Origin of the sequence: Streptomyces sp. NPDC051555 (genome assembly GCF_044454405.1) — a bacterium.
Taxonomy (GTDB): Bacteria; Actinomycetota; Actinomycetes; order Streptomycetales; family Streptomycetaceae; genus Streptomyces.
The window spans coordinates 36,482-59,721 of sequence record NZ_JBITDP010000027.1 but is presented as its reverse complement, the minus strand read 5'-3'; the positions used below and the strand labels follow the sequence as shown (position 1 = coordinate 59,721).

At 74.0% G+C, this 23,240-nt stretch carries 18 protein-coding genes; 9 read left to right on the top strand and 9 right to left on the bottom strand.

Annotated elements, in window-relative coordinates; all coding sequences use genetic code 11:
- Positions 1-415 precede the first annotated feature (415 nt).
- The 5 genes from ACIBEA_RS36530 (at position 416) to ACIBEA_RS36510 (ending at position 7,674) form a co-directional block, all read left to right on the top strand.
- Positions 416-2,035, top strand: a complete 1,620-nt coding sequence (locus ACIBEA_RS36530; RefSeq protein ID WP_399267517.1) for a dynamin family protein — start codon at positions 416-418, stop codon at positions 2,033-2,035.
- Positions 2,036-2,039: 4 nt separating this feature from the next.
- Positions 2,040-3,977 (top strand): GTPase, encoded by a 1,938-nt coding sequence (locus tag ACIBEA_RS36525; RefSeq protein ID WP_399267516.1) that lies wholly within the window; start codon positions 2,040-2,042, stop codon positions 3,975-3,977.
- A 108-nt stretch (positions 3,978-4,085) separates the two neighbouring features.
- Positions 4,086-4,493 (top strand): single-stranded DNA-binding protein, encoded by a 408-nt coding sequence (locus tag ACIBEA_RS36520; RefSeq protein WP_385772799.1) that lies wholly within the window; start codon positions 4,086-4,088, stop codon positions 4,491-4,493.
- A gap of 305 nt (positions 4,494-4,798) precedes the next feature.
- Positions 4,799-5,980, top strand: coding sequence for a TQXA domain-containing protein (locus ACIBEA_RS36515; protein WP_399267515.1), 1,182 nt, complete (start codon positions 4,799-4,801; stop codon positions 5,978-5,980).
- 155 nt (positions 5,981-6,135) lie between these two features.
- The gene (locus tag ACIBEA_RS36510; protein ID WP_399267514.1) at positions 6,136-7,674 is read left to right on the top strand and encodes a bifunctional phosphatase PAP2/diacylglycerol kinase family protein; all 1,539 of its coding nucleotides are present in this window, start codon (positions 6,136-6,138) and stop codon (positions 7,672-7,674) included.
- Positions 7,675-7,759: 85 nt separating this feature from the next.
- On the opposite strand, the gene ACIBEA_RS36505 is transcribed toward ACIBEA_RS36510, so the two are convergent.
- A complete protein-coding gene (locus ACIBEA_RS36505; RefSeq protein ID WP_399267513.1) occupies positions 7,760-8,110 on the bottom strand; it encodes a hypothetical protein in 351 nt (116 codons plus the stop codon).
- Between the two features lie 270 nt (positions 8,111-8,380).
- Between ACIBEA_RS36505 and ettA the strand changes: the two genes are divergently transcribed.
- From ettA to ACIBEA_RS36490, 3 genes are read left to right on the top strand one after another with little or no spacing between them, the layout of a single operon-like run.
- Positions 8,381-10,045, top strand: a complete 1,665-nt coding sequence (ettA, locus tag ACIBEA_RS36500) for an energy-dependent translational throttle protein EttA (RefSeq protein WP_399267512.1) — start codon at positions 8,381-8,383, stop codon at positions 10,043-10,045.
- A gap of 19 nt (positions 10,046-10,064) precedes the next feature.
- The gene (locus ACIBEA_RS36495) at positions 10,065-10,520 is read left to right on the top strand and encodes a thioesterase family protein (RefSeq protein WP_354380305.1); all 456 of its coding nucleotides are present in this window, start codon (positions 10,065-10,067) and stop codon (positions 10,518-10,520) included.
- Complete coding sequence (locus ACIBEA_RS36490; RefSeq protein WP_399267511.1) at positions 10,517-11,227, top strand: hypothetical protein; 711 nt, start codon at positions 10,517-10,519, stop codon at positions 11,225-11,227. Before ACIBEA_RS36495 ends, ACIBEA_RS36490 begins: the two co-directional genes overlap by 4 nt.
- 23 nt (positions 11,228-11,250) lie before the next feature.
- On the opposite strand, the gene ACIBEA_RS36485 is transcribed toward ACIBEA_RS36490, so the two are convergent.
- Positions 11,251-11,655 carry a globin gene (locus ACIBEA_RS36485; protein WP_385772811.1) on the bottom strand — a complete coding sequence of 135 codons (405 nt, stop codon included), beginning with the start codon at positions 11,653-11,655 and terminating at the stop codon, positions 11,251-11,253.
- A 134-nt stretch (positions 11,656-11,789) separates the two neighbouring features.
- Here ACIBEA_RS36485 and ACIBEA_RS36480 point away from each other — a divergent pair, with 134 nt between their 5' ends.
- Positions 11,790-12,794, top strand: coding sequence for a methyltransferase domain-containing protein (locus ACIBEA_RS36480; protein WP_399267510.1), 1,005 nt, complete (start codon positions 11,790-11,792; stop codon positions 12,792-12,794).
- Here the strand turns inward: ACIBEA_RS36480 and ACIBEA_RS36475 are convergent.
- Genes ACIBEA_RS36475 through ACIBEA_RS36445 form a run of 7 tightly spaced genes read right to left on the bottom strand, consistent with a single transcriptional unit; the run spans position 12,775 to position 23,205 of the window.
- Positions 12,775-13,734: an FHA domain-containing protein gene (locus ACIBEA_RS36475; RefSeq protein WP_399267509.1), complete on the bottom strand. Its 960-nt coding sequence runs from the start codon at positions 13,732-13,734 to the stop codon at positions 12,775-12,777. The genes ACIBEA_RS36480 and ACIBEA_RS36475 overlap by 20 nt on opposite strands.
- 34 nt (positions 13,735-13,768) lie before the next feature.
- Complete coding sequence (locus tag ACIBEA_RS36470; RefSeq protein ID WP_399267508.1) at positions 13,769-15,100, bottom strand: VWA domain-containing protein; 1,332 nt, start codon at positions 15,098-15,100, stop codon at positions 13,769-13,771.
- A gap of 44 nt (positions 15,101-15,144) precedes the next feature.
- Entirely contained in the window at positions 15,145-16,590 is a 1,446-nt protein-coding gene (locus tag ACIBEA_RS36465; RefSeq protein ID WP_399267575.1) for a PP2C family protein-serine/threonine phosphatase, read from the bottom strand.
- 9 nt (positions 16,591-16,599) lie between these two features.
- Positions 16,600-19,476, bottom strand: a complete 2,877-nt coding sequence (locus ACIBEA_RS36460) for a tetratricopeptide repeat protein (RefSeq protein ID WP_399267507.1) — start codon at positions 19,474-19,476, stop codon at positions 16,600-16,602.
- Positions 19,473-20,732 carry a hypothetical protein gene (locus ACIBEA_RS36455; RefSeq protein WP_399267506.1) on the bottom strand — a complete coding sequence of 420 codons (1,260 nt, stop codon included), beginning with the start codon at positions 20,730-20,732 and terminating at the stop codon, positions 19,473-19,475. Before ACIBEA_RS36455 ends, ACIBEA_RS36460 begins: the two co-directional genes overlap by 4 nt.
- Positions 20,733-20,770: 38 nt before the next feature.
- Positions 20,771-21,805 carry a glutamate ABC transporter substrate-binding protein gene (locus tag ACIBEA_RS36450; RefSeq protein WP_399267505.1) on the bottom strand — a complete coding sequence of 345 codons (1,035 nt, stop codon included), beginning with the start codon at positions 21,803-21,805 and terminating at the stop codon, positions 20,771-20,773.
- Complete coding sequence (locus tag ACIBEA_RS36445; RefSeq protein WP_399267504.1) at positions 21,805-23,205, bottom strand: hypothetical protein; 1,401 nt, start codon at positions 23,203-23,205, stop codon at positions 21,805-21,807. The genes ACIBEA_RS36450 and ACIBEA_RS36445 overlap by 1 nt, the downstream gene beginning before the upstream one ends.
- Positions 23,206-23,240 lie beyond the last annotated feature (35 nt).

Below are 23,240 nucleotides of genomic sequence, written 5' to 3'. Positions count from 1 at the left end.
CGGGGTGGGGGTGGGGCTGCGGTCCGTGCCGGGTCAAGGATAGGGCTCCGGCCGCCTTGTCCCGGTTGCTTCCCCCGCGTGCCACGATGTGGAGGTTCGGTGAAGCGGTCCCGATAATCGCAGGCAGGTGCGATTCTCGCATCGCTTTTGCGCCGCGGCGCCCCGGGTGTTGTGCACTCGTTATGCCTGTGCCCCACTCGTCCCGTCTGTCTGTGATGTCTCGGCAGGGGGCGCATCCACCGTCGGGCGCCGCCCCGGCGGCCGCGTGCCGCCCGCCCGTCGCCCGCCCGCGTGGGGGCCGTCCGGAGCCCGTCGGAAGTGGCTTTGATGCACCACCCGAGTCGCGTTCGCCGCGCAGGAGGCGTATAAGCTTCAAAAAAGGTCACAAATTGGGCATTCTTCACATGTGGTGACCTTGGATGTTCGGCCTCAGCTGCTCGATGCCCTCTCCGCCGTGCGCGACCGGGTAGCCTCCGTGCGTCTACCGCTGCCCCTGCCCGGTGCCCCGCGCGCCCGTCAGACCAGGTCAGAGTTGCTCGCACAGCTCGACGACTACCTCGTGCCCCGGCTCAAAGCCCCCGAAGCCCCGCTCCTCGCCGTCGTCGGCGGGTCCACCGGAGCCGGGAAGTCCACCCTCGTCAACTCTCTGGTGGGCCGCCAGGTGAGTGAAGCCGGAGTGCTCCGGCCCACCACCCGCACGCCCGTTCTCGTCTGCCATCCGGATGACCACCACTGGTTCGCCGGCATGCGCGTGCTCCCCGACCTGATGCGCGTCTGGCTCCCGCAGGGCGAGGAGGAGGCCGTTCCGGTCGGCCTGAAGGGGCTCGGTCGCCGCTCGGCCGCCGCGGGCGGCGGGCAGCCGCGCGAGGTGCGCATCGAGACCGTCAGCACCCTGCCGCGCGGCCTGGCCGTCCTCGACGCCCCCGACATCGATTCCCTCGTCGTCGACAACCGGACCCTGGCCGCCGAACTGATCTGCGCCGCCGACGTCTGGGTCATGGTCACCACCGCCTCCCGCTACGCCGACGCCGTCCCCTGGCACCTGCTGCGCACCGCCAAGGAGTACAAGGCGACCCTGGTCACCGTCCTGGACCGGGTGCCGCACCAGGTCCTGGGCGAGGTCTCGCGGCAGTACGCCGCGCTGCTCACCCGGGCCGGGTTGGGCGACGTACCGCGCTTCACCGTTCCGGAGCTGCCCGAGTCGGCCGGTGACGGCGGGCTGCTGCCGGCCAGCGCGGTGGCGCCGCTGTTCGCCTGGCTCAGCCACCACGCGCAGGACCCCGCCGCGCGGCAGCAGGCCGTCGGGCGGACCGCGCTCGGCATGCTGGACTCGCTCTCGCGCCGGATGCCCGAACTGGCCTCCGCCGTCGCCGCCCAGCACGCGGCCGCCGTACGCCTGACCTCGGCCGTCGAGGACGCGTACAAGCGGGAGGGCAAGCGGGTCCGCACCCGGCTCGACGGCGGCGCGGTGCTCGCCGGGGACGCCCTCACCCGCTGGCGCGGCTACCCCCTCGACACCACCCCCGACGAACTCCTCGACTCCCTCGCCGAGTCGCTCGGCGCGCTGTTGCAGTGCGCCGTGGCCGCCGCGGACGAGCGGATCGCGCAGGCGTGGCGCCGGGAACCGGCCGCGGCCGCGGTTGCGATGCCGGCCCCCGACCAGGAGGCGGCCGAGCGGATCGGGATGGCCGTACGCCGCTGGCGGCGCGTCCTGGAGGAGCTGGCCGAGGAGGAGGTGGCCCAGTTGGAGAAGCAGCCCGGGCCGGACCCGGACGGCGTGGCCGCGCTGCTCGTCGCGGTGCTGCTCGGCGGCAAGCGGGCCCGCGTGGCGGGCGAGAAGTTGGCCGAGCGGGTCGGCGTACAGGTCGCCCTGCGGCTGCGCGACCGCGGCGGGGAGCTGGTCGGCGCCCACCTCGACCAGGTGCTGCGTGCCGAACGCGACCGCCGCCTCGCGCCCCTCGAAGCACTCGAAGTGACCCCGGAACCCCAGGCGGAACTGATCGCCGCGCTGTCCGTGCTGCAGAAGGAGAGGTGACGCGGTGACCGCCCTGACCGACCGAACCGACGACCGTGATCACGACCACGACGACCGCGACGACCGCGAACCGGCCCACGACCGCGACCACGACCGCGACCGCGACCACGGGCTCGACGGTGAGCACGATCGGGGCGGGGAGGGCCGGCCGCGCTGGGACGACGGGTTCATCGCGCGGTCGCGCCGGATGGACATGGGCCCGGGCGACGACGACCCCGACGGCAACGGCGGCGCCGACGAGGCGCTCGTACGGGCCGTCTCCGGCGCGGAGAACGACGGCGGCAAGGCCCCCGCCGCGCCGCCGCTCAGCCCCGAGGGCCAGGCGCTGCGCACCCGGCTCGAAGCGCTGCGCCAGCTGGTCGGGCTGTCCCGGACCCGGCTCGACGGGAAGACGCTGGCCGAGGCGGGTCGGGTGCTCGACGAGTACGCCGCCCGGCGCGGGTTGTCCGCGCAGCACACGGTCGTCGCGATCGCCGGTGCCACCGGAAGCGGCAAGTCCACGCTCTTCAATTCACTCGCCGGGGTACAGATTTCCGAGACCGGCCTGCGCCGCCCGACCACCGCCGCGCCGATCGCGTGCAGCTGGTCAGACGGGGCGGCCGGGCTCCTGGACCGGCTGGAGATCCCCGGCCGGCTGCGCCGGCGCCCGCGCGAGACCTCCGAGGCGGGGGCGCTGCGCGGGATGGTCCTGGTGGACCTGCCCGACCTCGACTCCGCGGTCCGTGCGCACCGTGACCACGTGGACCGGGTGCTGGCGCTGGTGGACGCGGTGGTGTGGGTGGTCGACCCGGAGAAGTACGCCGACGCCGTGCTGCACGAGCGCTACCTGCGCCCGCTGGCCGGGCACGCCGAGGTGACGTTCGTCGTGCTCAACCAGGTGGACCGGCTGCCCGGCGAGGCGGCCGACCTGGTCCTCGACGATCTGCGCCGGCTGCTCGACGAGGACGGGATCGCCCTCGGCGAGCACGGCGAACCCGGCGCGACGGTCCTCGGGCTCTCCGCGCTCACCGGCGAGGGGCTGGGGGAACTGCGCGAGATGCTCGGACAGTTCACCCAGGAGCGGGGCGCCGCGACCCGGCGGATCGCCGCCGACCTCGACCGGGCGGCGGGTCGACTGCGCCCGCTGTACGTCGCCGACGGGCACGCCGGGCCGGAGATCGGCGAGGCCGCGCGGGCCGGGTTCGAGGACCGGCTGGCCGAGGCGGTGGGCGCGTACGCGGCCGGGCTGGCCGCCGAGCGGGCCTGGCGGCGCAATGCCGGGAAGGCGTGCGGGACGCCGTGGTTGAGGCTGTGGCGCTGGTACGAGGGCCGGCGCGCCCCGCGCACGCTGGCCGGGCTGGCCGCCCTGGCCGCGATCGGCGGGCGCGCTTCCGGGACGGCCCCGGCGCCGGTCGAGCAGGAGGTGACCGCCCGCCAGCGGGTGGAGCAGGCCGTGCGCACGGTCTCCGACGAGGCGGTGCAGGGGCTGCCCGACCCCTGGGCGCAGGCGGTGCGGGAGACCGCGGTGCGCGGTGGCGAGCTGCTGCCGGAGGCGCTGGACGAGCTGACGGCGACGGTCGCGGTGCCCGGCGGGAAGCCGCCGCGGCCCGCCTGGTGGCCCGCCGCGGTACTGACCCAGGCGGCCATGACGCTGCTCCAGATCTACGGTGGGCTCTGGCTGGTGGGCCAGATCGTCGGGGTGCTGGAGCCGCTGCTGCTGCCGCCGGTGCTGCTGATGGTGACGGGCATCGTGGGCGGGCCCCTGGTCGAGTGGGCCTGCTCGATCGCGGCCCGCGGCCCGGCCCGGCGGTACGGGCAGGACGCGGAGCAGCGGCTGCGGCAGGCGGCGGCCGGGTGCGGGCGGGCGCGGGTCCTTGAGCCGGTCGCGGCGGAGCTGCTGCGCTACCGGGAGGTGCGCGAGCAGTACGCGACGGTGGCGAGGTTGTCCACAACCCGCCAGTAGTCCACAGGCCGGGGCGGGGTGCGGTCGGTCGGGGTCAGCATGGGTGGGACGTGCTGAATCACCGCGACGGCCGGTGGACGAGGGCGAAGGTGAAGGGGAGGGGCGGGGATGAACGACACCCTGGTGACGTTGGTGGGGAATGTGGCGACGGGGATGGACTACCGGGAGTCGCCGAACGGTGCAGTGGTCAGATTCCGGTTCGCGGTGACCCCGCGGTACTGGGACCGGCAGCGGGAGAGCTGGAAGGACGGTTCGACCAGCTTCTACACGGTGTGGGCGAGGCGGGCGCTCGCCGTCAACCTGGCGGGGTCGGTCGCCTCGGGGGAACCGCTGGTGGTGCACGGGCGTCTGCGGGTGCGGGACGAGGAGGGCGACGGGGACGGAAAACGGTGGGTCTCGGCGGAGATCGACGCGGTCGCCATCGGGCACGACCTCAATCGCGGGACCTCGGCCTTCCGACGCATCGTCCGCACGGACGCCGTACTGACGGAAGCTCAGAAGGCGGCGGTGGGTTGAGTGTTCGAGGCCGCTAGGATTTCACGGAACTCACGGGCACCTGGGTCTATGGCCCGGAGGGGAAGACTGTGTCGATCGCCGTTCCCGCATCCTCTGCTGAACCTGCTGCATCTGCTGAACCTGCTGAACCCGCTGCGTCCACTGAACCGGACGTACCTGCTGAACCGGTCGCATCTCCTGAACCGGTTGCATCTCTTGAACCTGACGCATCTGCCACATCTGACGCATCTGCCGAAGCCGATACGTCCACTGCGCCGGCCGAATCGGGGGGCGGGCTGCGGGCCGCTGCGCGGAGACCGCTCGCCATGGCACTGCTGGCCGCTGCGCTCGCCACCGCGCCGGGCACCGCGGCCGCCGCGGGGACGGACGTCGGGGGCGCCCGGCCGCCGGAGGGCGCGAGCGCCGTGCTGGACGGGTTGAAGACCTACGGGCAGGCGGTCCTGCGCACGCAGGACGGCGGGGTGCAGCAGATCCCGGCCGGGTTGTACGAGATGCGGGTCGACGGCGGCGGGATGCTCCAGACGTACGGGGTCGGCCTGGCCGGCTTCGCGCAGCCACAGGCGCACTACACCGAGACCGCGTGGAGCCGCAGTCCGCTCGGTGGGCACAGCGACGCGGGCCGGATCCGCTGGGTGTTGGAGCACTCCTACCCTCAGTTGAACGACCTGACCGGACTGGCCAAGGCCGCCGGGGCCGGGTCGCTCACCGCCGAGAGCGCGGCGGCCGGCACCCAGGTGGCGATCTGGCGGCTGGCCGACGGTGCGCAGGTGGAGGCCTCCGACCCGGAGGCGGAGAAGCTGGCCGATTTCCTCCAGCGGGTCGCGGGACAGCTGCCGGAGCCGCCGGCCTCGTTGGGCCTGGATCCTGGGGAGGTGTCCGGGCCGGTGGGCAGCAGGATCGGTCCCGTCACCGTCCGGACCGGCGCGCAGAGCGTGACGGTCACCCCGGACGCGGCGGCCGTGGCGATGGGCGTGCGGGTGGTGGACGCCGACGGGCAGCCGGTCAGCACCGCGGGGAACGGCAGCAGGCTGTTCTTCGAGGTCCCGGCGGCCACCCCCGACGGGGTGGCCTCGGTGACCGTGCAGGGCGCGATGAGGGTCCCGGTGGGCCGGGTCTTCACGAGCGGGGAGCAGACCCAGGCACTGATCGTCGCGGGGTCGAGCGAGTCCTCGGCCTCGGCCGTGGCCACCGCGGTGTGGCCGACCCGGGTGGTTCGGGTGCCGGCCGACGGCCAGCGGGCTCAGGGCTCGGCCGGGACGTCCGTGGGGCCGCCGACCGGTGCGACCCGGTCCACGACGGGGACCACGGGGCTCACCGACGAGGAGCGGCTGGCGGCCAGCGGCAGCTCCGCGGCCACCCCGGTGATCGCCGGGCTGGCGGTGGGCCTGGTGGTGCTGGGCGGCATGGTCGTCCTGCTGCTGCGCAAGCGGCCGCTGGAGGAGGACGGGATCGGTGCTCCGGCCCGGCCGGAGGACGACGGCGCGTAGACCCGTACCGGGATCGGGCCGACTCGTACCCCGCGGCCTGTACTCGTACCCGTACCCGTACCCGTACCCGTGGTCCGCCCGGCCCGTCGCTCGTGCGGAGGCCGTTCGGTGGGCGAGGCTGGTTCCGAAACGGGATCGGCGGGTAAGGGCGTGGAATGGTTGATCAGGAACTGACCTGGCAAGGAGCGGTCGCCCGGGGCGACCGCGCGCTGTTCGACGCGGTGGCCCGCAGACACTGGCCCGGGGCCGACCGGGTGTTGCCCCGACTCGGCCGGGCCGCCAACCACGGGGTGCTGTGGGCCGGTGCGGCCTCGGCGCTGGCGGTGTTCGGCTCGGCCCGGGCCCGGCGCGGGGCGCTGCGCGGAATGGCCTCGCTCGCGCTCGCCTCCGCCACCATCAACACCGTCGGCAAGTGGTCGGTCCGCCGGACCAGGCCGCTGCTGGAGGGCGTGCCCGCCGCGCGGCAGCTGGCCCGGCAGCCCCGGACCACCTCCTTCCCCTCCGGGCACTCGGCCTCCGCCTTCGCCTTCGCCTCCGGTCTGGCGCTGGAGTCGCCCGGCTGGGGCCTCGTCGCGCTCCCGGTAGCGGCCTCCGTGGCCTTCTCCCGGGTGTACACGGGGGTGCACTACCCGACCGACGTCCTGACCGGGGCGGCGCTCGGCGTGGCCGCGGGGTGCACCGTCAGGTGGCTGGCCCGGGACATCGAGCGCCGGCGGGTCTCGCCGGGCAACGAGCGTCCGGCGGCCGACGCCCCCGCGCTGGCGGACGGCGAGGGGCTCACGGTGATCGTCAACCAGGGGTCGGGGACCGCTGCCGAGGCCGGGCTCGACCTGGTCCGGGAGCGCCTGCCCAAGGCCGAGCTGATCGAGTGCGAAGGGCCCGACCTGCCCGCCGAGCTGGCCGCGGCGGCCGCGCGCAGCGCCGTGCTCGGGGTGTGCGGGGGCGACGGCACGGTGAACGCCGCCGCCACCGCCGCGCTGCGGGCCGGGGTGCCGCTCGCGGTGTTCCCGGGCGGGACCCTGAACCACTTCGCGCTCGACCTCGGGCTCGCCGGAGTCGAGGACACCTGCCGCGCGGTGGCCGCGGGCCACGCCGTCAAGGTGGGCGTGGGCCGCTTCACGCCCGGTCCGGCCCGGGCGGAACCGGCCGACGACGCGGGCGCCGCCCCGGTGCCCGCGCCCGGTGCGACCGGCCGGGAGGAGTTCGGGTACTTCCTGAACAACTTCAGCATCGGCGCGTACCCGGAGCTGCTCGGGCACCGGCTGCGGTGGGGACCCCGGATCGGTGGCGGGCCCGCGGCGGTGCTGGCCTCCTGGAAGGTGCTGCGCGCCGAGCGTCCCGTGCGCATGCGCCTGGCCGGGCGGAGCCGGGCCGTCTGGCTGCTCTTCGCGGGCAACGGGACCTACCAGGGCAGCGGCCCGACCCCGCGGCACCGGATGAGCCTCGGCGAAGGGCTGCTCGACGTACGCCTCGTCTTCGGCGGCGGGCGCCCCGGTCCGCGACTGCTGGCCGCCGCCCTCGCGGGCCCGCTCACGCGCTCGCCCGTCCACACGGCGACCAGGCTGCGCAGCCTGCGGGTCTCGCAGGTCCCGGAGGGCACCCCGCTCGCCTACGACGGCGAGTACGCGCTGGCCCCCGGAGCCTTCGTCCTGGACGAGCTCCCCGACGCCCTCACCGTCTACCGCCCGCGCTGACAGCCGCGCTGACACCCGCGCCGACACCCGCATCGGGGCCGCGGGCGGGTCGCCTCCGCCGGCCCCGTGCCCGCCGTGTCCGCGGTCAGTGGACGACGCGGAAACTGTGCCAGGGGGAGGAGTCCGGGGCGGTCACGTTCGACATCGTGGTCGCGACGTAGATGCCGTCGGCCCGGTCGGTCTTCGTGCAGTCCGGTGTCCGGTACAGGACGACGTCGACGAGGGTGTTGTTCACGACGTGGGTGGCGCCCTTGGGGACGTCGATCTCGTGGCAGCCCTTGACCGAGGTGTTCGCATAGCTCAACTCGACCGGCGACTCCTGGCCGCGGAAGGTGAGCGTGCCGACGGTGCTCCGGCCCAGGCCCGAGCAGGCGGTGGCGGTCAGCAACAGTGCTGCGGCCCCGGTGATGACGCGGATACGCCTGCTGTGGGACATCGCGAGGTCCTCGTCTGTGCGGTGATGCGGTCCTTGTGACCAGCCTGCCCCGGTACGCGGCGGACGGCATCCGATGTTCCACTGGCCGGATGAACGGGGCCCCGCCGGGCCCGCCCCGAGCCCCCTCCGCAGGCCGCCGCGGGCCGTCCGCGGGCCGATGGCGGGCCGGGCCCAGGTCAGGGGGGTCTGACCTACCCATTCGCCCCGGGGTATGGACGACTGGCAAGATGGGGTGTATCTGCCCACCATCGATCTGCCGGACGGTTTCTCTTGGCTGAGTTCATCTACACCATGCGCAAGACGCGCAAGGCGCACGGCGACAAGGTGATTCTTGATGACGTCACCCTGAACTTCCTGCCCGGCGCGAAGATCGGTGTGGTCGGCCCGAACGGCGCCGGTAAGTCCACCGTCCTGAAGATCATGGCGGGGCTGGAGCAGCCGTCCAACGGCGAGGCGTACCTGTCTCCCGGCTTCACCGTCGGCATCCTCATGCAGGAGCCCAAGCTCGACGAGTCGAAGACCGTTCTGGAGAACGTCCAGGACGGCGCCGCCGAGATCATGGGCAAGCTGAAGCGCTTCAACGAGGTCGCCGAGGAAATGGCAACCGACTACACCGAAGCGCTCATGGACGAGATGGGCAAGCTCCAGGAGATCCTGGACCACGCCAACGCCTGGGACCTCGACGCCCAGCTGGAGCAGGCCATGGACGCCCTGGGCTGCCCGCCCGGCGACTGGCCCGTCACGAACCTCTCCGGTGGCGAGAAGCGCCGCGTCGCGCTCTGCAAGCTGCTGATCGAGGCCCCGGACCTGCTCCTCCTCGACGAGCCCACCAACCACCTCGACGCCGAGTCGGTGAACTGGCTGGAGCAGCACCTTTCGCAGTACAAGGGCTGCGTCATCGCCGTCACCCACGACCGGTACTTCCTGAACAACGTCGCCGAGTGGATCCTGGAGCTCGACCGCGGCCGCGCCATCGCCTACGAGGGCAACTACTCCACGTACCTGGAGAAGAAGTCCACCCGCCTCCAGGTCGAGGGCCGCAAGGACGAGAAGCGCCAGAAGCGCCTCAAGGAAGAGCTGGAGTGGGTCCGCTCCAACGCCAAGGGCCGCCAGACCAAGTCCAAGGCCCGTCTCGCCCGCTACGAGGAGATGGCGGCCGAAGCGGACAAGATGCGGAAGCTGGACTTCGAGGAGATCCAGATCCCGCCGGGCCCGCGTCTGGGCTCGATCGTGGTCGAGGTCAACAACCTCAACAAGGCGTTCGGTGACAAGGTCCTCATCGACGACCTGTCCTTCACGCTGCCGCGCAACGGCATCGTCGGCATCATCGGCCCGAACGGCGCGGGCAAGACCACGCTGTTCAAGATGATCCAGGGCCTGGAGGAGCCGGACTCCGGCTCCGTCAAGGTCGGCGAGACCGTCAAGATCTCGTACGTCGACCAGAGCCGCGCCAACATCGACCCCAAGAAGTCCCTCTGGGCGGTCGTGTCGGACGAGCTGGACTACATCAACGTGGGCCAGGTCGAGATGCCGTCCCGCGCGTACGTCAGCGCCTTCGGCTTCAAGGGTCCGGACCAGCAGAAGGCCGCCGGCATCCTCTCCGGTGGCGAGCGCAACCGCCTCAACCTGGCGCTGACGCTCAAGGAGGGCGGCAACCTGCTGCTCCTCGACGAGCCCACCAACGACCTCGACGTCGAGACCCTCTCCTCGCTCGAGAACGCGCTCCTGGAGTTCCCGGGTGCGGCCGTGGTCATCTCCCACGACCGCTGGTTCCTGGACCGGGTCGCGACGCACATCCTCGCCTACGAGGGCGAGTCCAAGTGGTACTGGTTCGAGGGCAACTTCGAGTCGTACGAGAAGAACAAGATCGAGCGGCTCGGCGCGGACGCGACCCGTCCGCACCGCGCCACGTACAAGAAGCTCACCCGCGGCTGAGACTGAGGCTGGGACAAGCATGGCCAGACACCTCTACCGGTGCCCCTTGCGCTGGTCGGACATGGACTCCTTCGGGCACGTGAACAACGTGGTCTTCCTCCGCTACCTGGAGGAAGCCCGGATCGACTTCATGTTCCGGCTGGCGCCGGGGGAGGGCAGTGAATCCTTCACGGGCGGTTCCGTCGTGGCCCGCCACGAGATCGACTACAAGCTGCCCCTCGTGCACCGTCACGAGCCGGTCCTCATCGAGTCCTGGGTGACCCGGATAGGCGCCGCGTCCCTGACCATCGGTTACGAGGTCAAGGACGTGGCGGAGGGCGACCGGCCCGAGCAGGTCTACGTACGGGCCTCGACCGTGGTCGTGCCCTACAACCTCGCCGAGGGGCGGCCCCGCCGCATCACGGCCGAGGAGAAGCACTTCCTGCAGAAGTACCTCGACGAGCCCACGGGCCCGGAAGGGGCCGTCGCGGCATGAGCGAACGGCTGTGCCTCGCCGATTCCGGGGAGGCGGCGGACCTCGCCGCCTTCCTGGGCCGGCTCGTGCACTACGACCGGGCCGCCGCGGTCCGCCTCCAGGTGAGCGGCGGCGCGCTCGCCGTCTTCGGCCGCCCGCCGTCCTTCGAGGTACTGGCGATCCGCACGGCCCGGCTCGCGGAGCCGCTGGCCGTGCCGCTGGACCGGACCGTCTCCGCCGGGGAACTCCTGGAGGCGATCGACGAGGCCTCGGGCAGCGCGATCGTGCCCGCGGCCGTCACCGGGCCGCCCTGGACCGGCGTACTGCCGCCCCGCGGCGGTTGGCAGCAGGTGCCGGGGCTGCCCGGCGCCGAGGCGATGCGCGCGGCCGTGGCCGCGGCCGTCGCCGATTTCCGCGCCCGCGACGAGGCCCTGCCCGCCGCACACCGGACCCGCGCCGAGCGCGACCGGATCGGCCGGGAGATCTGGTCCCGCACCCTGGGCGAAACGGCCCTGCCGCTGCGCGCCGTGCACGCCGCGCAGTCCCTGGGCTTCCTGCGGCCGGTACGGTCCACCGTGCCCCCGCAGCCCGCCGTGCCCGACGCCCCGGAGCCCGTGGCGCTGCTGGCCTGCGGGAGCTGGCTGCGGCTGCGCACCCCGTACGGTTCCGTCGTCACCCGTCGCCCGGGCGAGGGCGGCCTGGGCGCGCTCCAGGTCCGCCCCGTCTAGGCCGGCTCGACCGGCGGTCGGGCTCAGCCCTCGGTGTTGATCATCGAGGCGGCGGCGTACGTCACGTAGCGCCACAGCTGGGCCTCGTGCTCCGGCGCCAGGCCCAGCTCGTCGATCGCGTCCCGCATGTGCCGCAGCCACGCGTCGTGCGCCGCCCGGTCCACCTGGAACGGGGCGTGCCGCATGCGCAGGCGCGGGTGGCCGCGGTCGTCGCTGTAGGTGGTCGGACCGCCCCAGTACTGCATCAGGAACAGCGCGAAGCGCTCCTCGGCGGGGCCCAGGTCGGCCTCCGGGTACATCGGACGCAGCAGCGGGTCCTCGGCGACCCCCTGGTAGAAGCGCCGGACCAGGCGGCGGAAGGTCTCCTCGCCGCCGACCTGCTCGTAGAAGGTCTGCTCCTGAAGGGTGCTCCGCGGAATCTCGTTCACCTGACCATCGTCTCAGACGCCCGGACGGAGGACCCCGGTCCTAGGACCACCGGATGCCCACCGGGCGCCCGGCCGATGCCCGGCCCATGCCCGGCCGACGGGCGGCGCCGCGGCGTCGGCAGCACAGTGGAACCATGGGCGGTACGGAGACCAGAGCGACCCGGGACCTGCGGGAGACGGCCCACTCGGCCCAGGTGCGGGAGCTGACCGCGGCCGGGGTGCTGACCGACCCCGCCTGGCTGGCGGCCTTCGCCGCCGTGCCCCGGCACGTCTTCGTCCCCTTCTTCTGGACCGGCCGCGGCGCGGGCCACGAGCGGCTCTGGGCCGAGGACCCCGATCCCGAGCACCGGGCCCGCTGGCTGCGCGGGGTCTACACGGACGCCCCGCTCGCGACCCGGCTGCGCGACGGCGAGCTGGTGTCCTCCAGCAGCCAGCCCTCCCTCATGGCGCGGATGCTGGACGCGCTGGAGGTCCGGGACGGGAACAACGTGCTGGAGATCGGCGCCGGCACCGGTTACAACGCGGCGCTGCTGTGCCACCGGCTCGGCGAGGACCTGGTCACCACGGTCGACCTGGACGAGGAGATCACCGAATCCGCCCGGGCCCACCTCGCCCTGCTCGGCTACCACCCGGCCGTGGTCACCGGGGACGGGGCGCGCGGATGCCCGGCCCGGGGCCCCTTCGACCGGATCATCGTCACCTGCACCCTGCCGCTGATCCCGGCCGCCTGGCTGCCCCAGTGCCGCCCGGGCGCGCGCGTGCTGGCGCCGCTGTCGACGGGGCTGATCGCCCTGCGGGTGCGGGACGCCGGCTTCGCGGAGGGGCGGTTCCTGCACACCTCGGCGTACTTCGTCCCGCTGCGCGGAGCGGGCGCCTCGCCCCCGTGGGTGGCGGGCGGGCTCCCGTACGAGCTGCTGGAGAACGAGCGCTTCCAGTTCATGCTGATCCTCACGGCGGGCGTGCTGCACCCCCGCGAGGCCCTGGACCTATGGCGCCGCGAGGACCGCCCGCCGCGCGAGCGCTTCGGCGTGACGGTCACCGACGAGGGCCAGTGGTCCTGGTTGGACGACCCCCAGGGACCGTACGTCTGGCCCCTGGGAGACGACCCGGAGGCCGGTCCTAGCCCCGGCGGACGGTGACCGTGGTCCAGGCGCCGACGTGGACGCGGTCGCCGTCGCGCAGCGGGACCGGGACGTAGGGCTGGATCGGGTCCTCGCCGCCGTTGATGTAGGTGCCGTTGGTGGAGTTCTGGTCCACCACGGCCCAGCTGCCGTCGGGCTGCTGGACCAGGACCGCGTGGGCGTGCGAGACGCCCGGGTCCTCCGGGGGCACCGACAGGTCGACGTCCGGGGACTCGCCCGTGGAGGCGCGGCGGCGGCCGATGGTGATCTGGCCGCCGGACAGCGGGAGGTGCTGCTCCGGTGAGTACGCGGGCAGGTTGAGCCCCGAGGCCTCGGGGCCGCTGCGCTGCATCATGGCCATGAAGTACGACCGGTCGGGCCCGATCGTCGCGGTCCAGGCGCCGCCCTGGGGCGGGATCGGGACCTGCTCGGGCTGCTGGTACGTCGGGCGGTACTCGGCCTGCGGCTGCGGCTGCGGCGGCTGCTCCTGCACCGGCGGCGGCAGCACCCAGTCGTCCTCGCGCTGCAAGGACTCGGCGGGCCGGTTGACCTGCGAGGGTCGCGAATCGCGGTACTCGTAGGGGTCCTGGGCGTACGAGGCCTCCGCGGTCGGCAGCGGCTGCGCGCCCGTGGTCCCGGCCGGACCGGGACCACGGACCGGGGCGGGCCCGGGGGTGGTCGCCGGGTTCGGGGCGATCGGCGTGTACGAGGTCGCCGTCCGGGTCAGGAAGTTGAAGCGGCACTCCTCGCAATACGGGGCCATCGCCTCGCGCGGGGTCCGGCACTGCGGGCACAGCTCCGCCTGCGCGGTGGGCTCGCCCCCGGCCATCGGGAAGCTGCCGTAGTCGTAGGAGGGCGGCGCCGGAGGCTCGTGGCCACCCGCGGGGGCCATGCGGTGACCGCATACTTCGCACCAGTCGTCGGAGACCGATTGGTGCCCGTTCGGGCAGGTCGGCATGTCGGCCGTTCCCCCTTCTCCCTGCGTCGGGACGTCAGTTTCGCTTCACTCGAACGGTCTGTGTCGACCGCGTTTCGAGGGTCATCTCGTCGGCGTCGGCGACCTTCGCCTTCAGCCGCACAGTACCCGCAGCGACATCCACGACATCCACCACCTTTGCCAGCAGTTTCGCAGTGTCCTCGTTCCCGGACACACCGGCCAGCTGCACGGCACGGCCGAGTTTGGCGGTGGCGCCGTCTATATCACCCAGTTTGCGTGCTTCCAGGCCCTGCTGGATGACCTCGGCCAGCTCGGCCTGGCCGGTGTAGTGGGCCACCTGCGCGTTGATGGCGGTGGAGGCGGCCAGGTCGTCCGTCCACACCGCGCGGACCAGCCCCTGGGACTCGGAGAGCATCGTGGCCGCCTCGCCCTCCCGGCCCGGCAGGACCAGGGAGACCCGGGAGGCGAGCATCTCCTGGCCGACGGAGGCGCCGGGCACCCGGACGCAGACGTGGTACTCGCGGGACTCGTCGCCCCAGGAACCCGTCGGGTAGTCACCGGCGCGCGGGCCGGCCGCGGTGCGGCGGTCGGTCAGGTCCTGCACCGCGGGCGCGACCTGCTTGACGTACTGGATCTCCGCGCCGACCGGGCTCCACAGCCGCAGCGCGACGTCGGCGACCTCCTTGCCCATGACGTTCTCCATCATGAGCGTGAAGTCCTCGGCCAGGTGGGCCGGATCGGCCACGATGTCGGCCGTGCCGAGCAGCGCGCTCGCGATGCCGGTCACCTCCTTGACCTCCCAGTCGGTGCCCACCCCGCGGGCGTCACAGGTGAACCGCCCGGCGCAGGCGTCGAGGGTGGTGCGCAGCAGCTCCGGGCTCTCGTGCTCGTTGCGGCCGTCGGTCAGCAGGATGCCGTGCCGGATGGTGGCGGGGGACTGGCGGAGCAAGCCGTCGGCGAGGCGCAGCCAGGTGCCGATCGCGGTGCCGCCGCCGGGGGTGAGGGCGTCGAGGGCGCCCTTGGCCTGGGCGCGCGTGACCGGGTCCGCGACCGCGAGGCGGCCCTGGCCGGGATAGACCTCCCGGGCCACGTGCGTACCGGCGATCACGGCGAAGGAGGTCCCGTCGTGCAGGGTGTCGATCGCGGCCGCCGTGGCCTCCCGGGCGCCGGTCATCTTGGCGGGCGGGTACGCCATGGAACCCGAACAGTCGACCATGATCACGACGGCTGCGCCGCTGCCCGGGGTCGCGACGCGGGTCGCGGCCGCGCCGCCGGTGGACGTGACCGTCACGATGGCGTGCACGTCCTGCCCGCCCACCGGGAGGAACTCGTTCTGGTACACCTCCACGGTGAAGCGCGGTGCGCTCGGCTTGGCGAAGTTCGCCATCAGGACGGTCTCCTCGGGTGTGCGTCGGGCTGGTTGGCGAGAGGTCAGGCGGCGGGTGCGGCGGCCGCCTCGGGCACGGCGAACGGCACCACGGCCACGGTCACGTTGTCGTGGCCACCGCCGTCCAGGGCGTGGCCGACGAGCACCTGTGCGCTGTGCAGCGGTCGGGCGGCGGCATCGGCGGGCAGTACCCGCGCCATGTCCTGTGCGGATTCGGCGTAGTTCCACAAGCCGTCGGTGCAGACGACCACGACGCCGGGCCGGTCGGGCTTGAAGGCGACGGTGTGCGGCTCCAGTTCGTACGCGTCGGCGCCGAGCCAGCCGGTGATGGCATGGGCGCGGGCGTCGGCGTAGGCCTCGGCCTCGTTCATCAGACCCGCCGCGACCATCTGGGCCGCCCAGGAGTCGTCCTCGGTGAGGCGGGCGGGCGGGGCGGAGCGGTCGTCGGGCACCCAGTACGCGCGGCTGTCGCCGACCCAGCCGATGATCAGCAGCCCGCCCGCCGTGACCGCGCCGACGAGGGTGCAGGCGGGGGCGTTCTGGGCGCCGGGGACCTCCGGGGCCAGGGCGTTGACGGCGGTGGCGGCGGCCAGGATCGCCTCGTGCATGGCCTGTTGGGGCAGTGCGCCGCGGGGCAGCGCATCCAGCAGGGCCTCGTTGGCGGCCACGGCCGCGGCGGCGGAGGCCTCGTCGGGGCGGCTGGCCGAGGACACGCCGTCGCAGACGATGGCGACGGTCGCGGCGCTGCCGTCGGGCAGCGCGGTGGCCGCGACCGCGAAGGAGTCCTCGTTGCGGTGGTGGCGCAGGCCGCGGTCGCTGACGGCGGCGACGCTGCCGAGCTCCTCTTCGAGGTGGTCCCGCTCGCGGGGCTGGGCGTGGCCGCAGTGCTCGCAGTAGCCGTCGGTGTCGACGCGGCCCGCGCGGCAGGCGACGCAGGTCTTGCCGGTCGGCTCGCCGCCGGGGCCGGTCCCCGCCGCGGGCGCGGGCGAACCCGCGGCCGGGACGGCAGCCGTTCCCGCGGCCGCGGTCGCACCGCTTCCGGGGTGGTCGGTGGTCGCCCCGTCGGGCGCGGCGGCGCCCCACCCGGCGGGCTCGTCGACGAGGGTCGGCACGGGAGCGGTGGCCCCGGCCGTGGCCGACCATCCCGCGCCGTACCCGGCGTTCCCCGCGGCCGCCCCGGCCCGGGAACCGGAAGCAGAACCGGAACCGGAAGCGGCCGTCTGCCCGGGCGGGTACAGCGCCGGCGCGGGCGCAGGGCCCGCGACGTGCGACGCGTCGGACCAGCCCGCGGGGCCCGAGGGCTCCGGCGTGCCGGCCGACGGCGGGAAGTCGGGCCGGACCGCCGCCCGGCCGGGGGGCGTCAGGGCGACCGTCGGGTGGTCGTCCGGGGGCGGGGGATCCGCGGACAGGGCGTATCCGCAGACCCCGCAGAAGAGGTCACCCTCTTCCAGCGGTTCCGCACAGCTGGGGCAGCCCGACGGCCGATGCATCGACATCACTCACACCCACGTCCGTGGACGGAAACGGTTTGCCCGTTCCACCAGTTCGATCCTCTCCTCGCCCCGCTGCGCCAGACGGGCCAGGACCCGGTAGGAGCGTTCCAGGCCGAAGCGCAGCCCCCGCTCGTCCAGTTGGCTGCCGAGCAGCGAGGTCCGGCCGGGGTCAGGACCCCGGCTACCCGACAGTACCCAGTCGAGCGCCGAGCCCAGAACCTCCGCCGTCAGCACCTCGTAGCGCACGGCGTCCAGACCGAACCGTCGCAGCGCCTCCACCTGCCCGGAGGCCGCCCGCAGATCGTCCAGGAGCGGCTCCTCGGGGGAGCGGTCGCGCAAGCGTGCCCGTACGGCCGCCACCCGCGCGGCCGTGTAGTGGATGGACGACTCGGGTACGGATTCCAGCGTCCGCACGGCCGCGACCCGGTCACCGGCGGCCAGCTGGACCCGGGCCAGCCCGAAGGCCGCGCTCACGAAGCCCGGGTCGGTGACCCAGACCAGGCTGTAGTACTCGGCGGCATTGTCCAACTGGCCCAGGACCTCCGCGCACAGGCCCAGCGCCAGCTTCGGCGCGGGTTCGCCGGGGAAGGCGTCGTAGATCGCGTCGAAGGACAGCGCCGCTATTTCGTCGTCCCCGGCGGCCAGGGAGGCGATCCCGCGCGCCCACACCACCCGCCAGTCGTCGGGGTGGTGGACCTCCAGCTCGGTCAGGGTCTGGCCCGCCACGGCGAGTTCGCCCAGCTCCAGGTGGGCCCGCAGCGCGCGCAGCCGCAGCTCGGCGGAGTCGGCGGGCGCCGCTCCCAGCGCCCCCAGCAGGTCGGCGGGAGCGGACGCCAGCAGCGCGGCCAGGAAACCGGCATTGGGGTCGGCCGGGTCCACCAGCGGCACCGGCAGGGCCAGTGCGGTGCCCCGGGCGTCCAGCCCGGCGAGCGCCGCGGATCCGGGCACCCCGGCGGGGTACGCCCGTACGGCGGGCGGGGCCACGAGCGGGGCGGCCCGTGGCGCCGGAACGGACGCCCCGGCCGGATCCGGTCTCGCGGGGACCTGGAGGTTCCCCGGGCCGCCCGTCATGTGCGTGGCCGTCGTCGCCAGCGCGGGCACCGGGGTGGCGCCCATGACGGGCACCACGGAGCCCACGACGGACACCGCGGCAGCCGGGGCGGTCGCCGTCACCGCGGACACCGCGCCGTGGCCGCTCCCCACGGCCGCGGGCGGGGCGGGCGCCGGGCGGCGCCGGCCGAACAGTCCACCGCGCCGCGAGGTCACGTCCCGCGCGCCGAGGCGGGACACCGCGGCCCCGGCCTCCTCGGCGAACAGCAGGGTGTCGGTGACCTGCACCTCCGGCGCGAACAGGGTGGACAGCTGTGGTCGCGGCCGGCCCGTCTGGAGCGCGACCACCTCCCGCAGCACGCCCGTCAGCTGGTCGGCCATCTCCTGCGCCGAGGCGAACCGCCGCCCCGGATCCGGGTCGGTGGCCCGCACCAGCAGGCGGTAGAAGGACTCGTAGCGCCGGAAGACCTCGATGTGGTCGGGGTCCGGCAGGCTGTCCACGAAGACGTTCGTGTAGCCCTGGAAGTCGAAGGTCAGCACCGCCAGCGTGCGCGCGACGGTGTAGAGGTCGGAGGCCACCGAGGGCCCCAGCTCGGCGACTTCGGGCGCCTGGTAGCCGACCGTGCCGTAGATCGCCGATTCCTCGTCGTCCATCCGGCGGACCGCGCCCATGTCGATCAGCTTGAGCTGGTCGGCCTGCTGGATCGCGTTGTCGACCTTGAAGTCGCAGTACAGGAGGTTGCGGCTGTGCAGGTGGCCGAGCGCCTCCAGCGCCTCGATGCCGTACGCGCAGGCCTGCTCGACCGGCAGCGGGTCGCGCCGCCCGTCCGGCCGGCGCCGCTCGTTGGCGATCTCCTTGAGGGACTTGCCGCCGACGTACTCCATCACGATGTAGCCGTCCAGCGAGCCGGTCCGCTGGTCGAGGTGCTCGACGAAGTTGTAGATCCGCACGATGTTGGAGTGCTCGATCTCCGCCAGGAAGCGCCGCTCCGAGATGGCCGCGGCCATCGCGTCCTGGTCCCCGGTGTCCAGCAGGCCCTTGAGGACCACCCAGCGGTCCGAGACCGCGCGGTCCACGGCGAGGTACACCCAGCCGAGGCCGCCGTGCGCCAGGCAGCCCGCCACCTCGTACTGGCCGTGCACCACGTCGCCCGAGGCCAGCTTGGGCACGAAGGAGTAGGGGTGCCCGCACTTGGTGCAGAATCCCTCGGTCCGGCCCGGCCGGTCGCCGCGCGCCCGACCGACCGGGGCCCCGCAGTCCGACTTCGAGCAGAACCGCTTGCGCTCCGGCACCTCCGGGTTCTCCAGCACCGCGGCCGAGGGATCGGGGCGCGGCACCTCCGGTACGGCCACCAGCCCGGCGCCGAGCCGCCCGCGGCCCGAAGGCCCGGACGCCGAGCCCGAACTGCGCACCGACACCGAACGGCTGGACGCGGCGGTCCCGGACAGGGCGCGCGAGAGCCGCCCCGAGACCGAACGCCGGGAGGACGAGGAGCGCGAGGACCGCGCGGAGCGGGCCGAGCCGGAACCGCGCGCCGAGGGCTGCGAGCCCTGGGAGCCGCGTGCTCCGGCGCCCCGCGCCGCGCTGGTCATCCCGGTCGGCGGCGACACCAGCTCGCCGGCGCCGGCCGAGGCGGCTCCGGGCGAACCCGCGGCGGCCGATGCGCCGCCGGTCGAAGTGGCACCGGTCGAGGCGGCACCGGTCGAGGCGGCGGGTACCGCGCTCGGCAGCGGCGCCAGTCCGCAGGTGTCGCAGTACAGCTCCCCGCCGCCCATGTCCTCGTACGTGCCCGGGCAGCCGGGCCGGCCGCACGGAGTCCCGATCAGGCTCATGCGTCTTCCTTCCCCGGCCCGACGGGCCGGTCCTGCTGCGGCACCAATGACTCGGCGGCCGCCTGTTGGTAGCGCAGGACGGCCTGCTCGGCGGCCCGTAGGTCGCAGGGCGCGCTCCACAGCATCCGCCGGGCCGCGTCGTACCGCTCAACGAGCAAGGGGTCTCCCGCCGTTCCGTGCCGGGTCATCTTCGCCCGGTACGCGTCCAGCCTGCCCCGCAATTCGGCCCGCACCGCCAGCGGCGCGGTCACGGCCGTCAACGACGCGCGGGCCCGCAGCAGCTCCTCCTCGGCCCGGGCCTCCAAGGACTCCAGCAGCGGGGACAGTCGGTGCCACTGGGACTGGCGCCGGTAATCGGCGGCCGCCGCGAGCTGCTCCTGGAGCACGGTCGGCGGTCCGCTGACCGCGGGCACCTCGGAGGCCGCGATCTTCGCCAGCACCTCGCCGCGCGCGGTCCGCGCCTCCGACAGCGTCCGGTCGGCCCGCGACAGCACGTCGCGCAGGCTGATCAGCCGCTGCTCGGCGTCCTGCCGCACGGTCAGCACCGCCTCCACCTCGCGCCGGACGTCCTCCAGCGCGCGCGCCGCCCGGTCGTAGCGGGCGGTGTCCGGGCGCCCGCCACCCGGCGCCGAACTGCCCTGGGTGGGCGTCCAGAAGGCCAGTGGGTCCTCGATGACCCGGGCGCGCAGCTCCGCCAGCTCGGCGGTGATCGCCTCCAGGTCGTCGCCCGAGGGGTGTGCGCCCGGGCGGACGCCGACGGAGTGCGCCAGCGAGCGCGTGCGGTGCAGCTCGGCGGCGAGCAGGTCTATCCGGGCGGGCAGCGCCGACCACACCGCGTCGGCGGCCACCACCATGTCCAGCGAGGACGCGTACAGCTCGTTCATCCGGGCGACCAGCTCGGCGAGCGAGAAGCGCTCGGCCAGCTGGGCACCCTCCACCGCACCGCCCGCGATCATCACCCCGGCGCCGCGCAGCCGCTCGGTCAGCTCGACCAGGTCCTCGCGGCTCGGCCAGCGGCGCCGCTCGCGCAGCTCACGGGCAGCGTTGAGCGCCCCGCTGTAGGCGTCGAAGTAGGTCCACAGGCGGGTGATGGCGGCGTCGGCGGCGGCCCACCGCTCGCGGGTGATCCCGACCAGGGCGGCGCCCTCCAGCAGCCGGCGCCCGGCGTGGTCCTGGAGGGCGAGCAGCGAGGTCTCGACGGCCTCGTGCTCCGCGTCGAGCCGGGTCAGCGCGCGGTCGACGTCGTCCCGGTCCATCACCCCGGGCCCGGCTCCTTCTGTTCCCGCCACGGCGCTCAGCCGTCCCGGTACTTGGGCGTCGGCGGGCCGGGGATGCCGGGCAGCACGGATTCCAGGTGGGTGCGGTAGGCCTTGATCCACTGGCTGCTGTCACCGCCCGCCCGGTAGTTGTCCAGCACCTTGTTGATCCGGCGCACCAGATCCGAGGCGTCCTTGTTCATCGCGACGCCGTAGAACTCCTTGGTGAAGGGCGATCCGACCAGCTTGACCGTCGGGTCCTGCGCGGCCTGGCCGGCCGCGAGCGCGTTGTCCGTGATGATGCCGTCGACCTCGCCCAGCTGGAGCCGGACCAGGCAGTCCAGCTGGTTGGGGACCGTGACCGACACCGAGCCGAAACCGTTCTCCTTGAGCTTGCTCTCGGCGATGGAACCGGCCGCCGTGCAGATCTTGCGGCCCTTGAGGGAGCCGTCGTAGCCCGTGATGGGCGAGCCCTTGGGAGCCAGCACCTGCTGGCCCGCTTCGAAGTACGCCGTGGAGAAGGCGACGTCCTTGAGCCGGGCGCAGTTGATCGTCATGGTCCGTACGACGATGTCGACCCGGCCCTCCACCAGCGCGGGTATGCGCTGACTGGTCGGGATCGCCCGGTATATGACCGCGTTCTCGTCGCCCAGGATGTCCTTCGCTATCGCCTTCACCAGGGCGATGTCGAAGCCGTCGAGCTTGCCGTCGACCGGATTGCGGTAGCCCCAGCGGAAGCTGTTCTGGTCGACGCCGGCGACGAGCTTGCCCGCCGCCTTGATCCGGGCGATGGCCGCTCCGTCCACCCCCGCCGGCCGCAGGCTGGCCTCCGGGTCCTGGCAGGTCTCGTCCACGGCGGGCGCGGCCGGCGCCACCGCTGGCGCGGCGACGCCCTGCTGGACCGTGCCGCCGCGCCCCGACTCCGGGGCGGCCTGGGCCAGCGGCAGCAGGACGGCGGCCGCCGTCACCGCGCAGGCGGCGGCCATCGCGCTCACCCCGCCCCAGCCGCGCAGCCGCCGCGGGACCTGCCCGCCGCCGTCGCCTCGCTCCACCCGCAGCCCTCGCATCCGCATCACCTGTACTCCGAAAGCCTGCGCCCGATGCCGAGCAGCGCGGCCGCCGCTCCGAGGACCGCCAGCGCCGCCCCGCCCGTGACCAGACCGCCCAGGGCGCCGAGTCCGGCGCGGGCGGCCCGGGTGAACTCCTGCTGTTCGTGCGCGACGGCCTGCTCCAGGGAGGCGTCCACCGTGTCGAAGGACGCCCCGCTGCTGTCCTTGCCCCCGATGACCTGGGGCAGCGCGAGGTCGTAGTCGCCCTTGTTGTCGGTCTCCCGGGCGGCCGCGTGCCGCTGCTTCCACTGCGTCACGCCCTCGACGGCATGCGCGACGGGCGTCCGGCCGCTCGTGTCGTCGGCGAGCTCCGCGGCCTTGGCGAGGCCCGCGTCGAGGTCCTTCATGTTCTTGGTGAAGTCGACGTCGTACTTGTCGGACTTCTTGTCGTCGGCGAGGACGGCGCCCCGCGCGATCAGCGTCAGGTTCTCATTGGCCCGCGCCTGGAGCGAGGAGATCCGGGCGTCATTGAGCACCTTCAGCGACTCCTGCCCGCCCGAGCGGGCCTCGCTCAGCTCGGTCCGGGCGACCGTGTGCCCCACGGCCAGCCACAGGAGCACCACCGTGGAAGCGGCGGTCGCCGCCAGCAGCCCGTGGTTGAAGACGCGGTGGGTGCGCCGGTAGTTGCGCCGCTGGGCCCAGACCAGGGCCCCGATGGCGAGCAGGCCCGTACCGAAGGAGCCCACGGGGAACGCGCGGGCGTCGTCGTAGTCTTGGTAGAGCCGGTCCGTCTCCGCCCGGTAGAGCCGCTGCGCGGCGGGCAGCAGCTGGGTGCTCATCTGCTCGTTGGCGTAGCGCAGGTAGGCCCCGCCGAGCGGCAGCCCCTGCCGGTTGGTGGCCCGGGCCTGCTCTATCAGGCCGGTGTAGCGGGGCAACTGCTCGCCGAGCAGCGCGATCTCCTTGCGGGACTCCTCGTCGCCGCCGGTGTTCGCCGCGGCGTTGACCAGCAGCCGCGAGGCGTTCGCGATGTCCTTCTCGTAGCGCTCGCGGACCTCGCGCGGCTCCTGACCGCCGGCGAGGAACCCGCTGGAGCTCGCCGTGTCCGCATCGGCCAGCGAGCGGTAGATGCTCGCCGCGTCCGCGCTGAGCGGCTGGCTGCGGCCGACCACGTCGTCGGCGGCGCCCGACCGGTCGGAGATCTCCCAGACCGTCACCACGCCGAAGAGGAGCACCAGCGCGGCCAGGGCCGCCCCGATGATCCGCAGCCGCCCGGGCTCGGTGGTCGCCGCTTCCCGCAGCCGCTCCACGCCCTCCGCCCACGCGCTGCGCCGCCCCGGCAGCGCCGGGCCGCCGCCGCCGGCGGGCCCGACGGGGCCGGGCGTGGTCGTGGGCGCGGACGCGGGTGCGCGCGATGTGATGGCCACCGTGACCTCCCCCTCGGTCGTGGACTGCTCGGGAG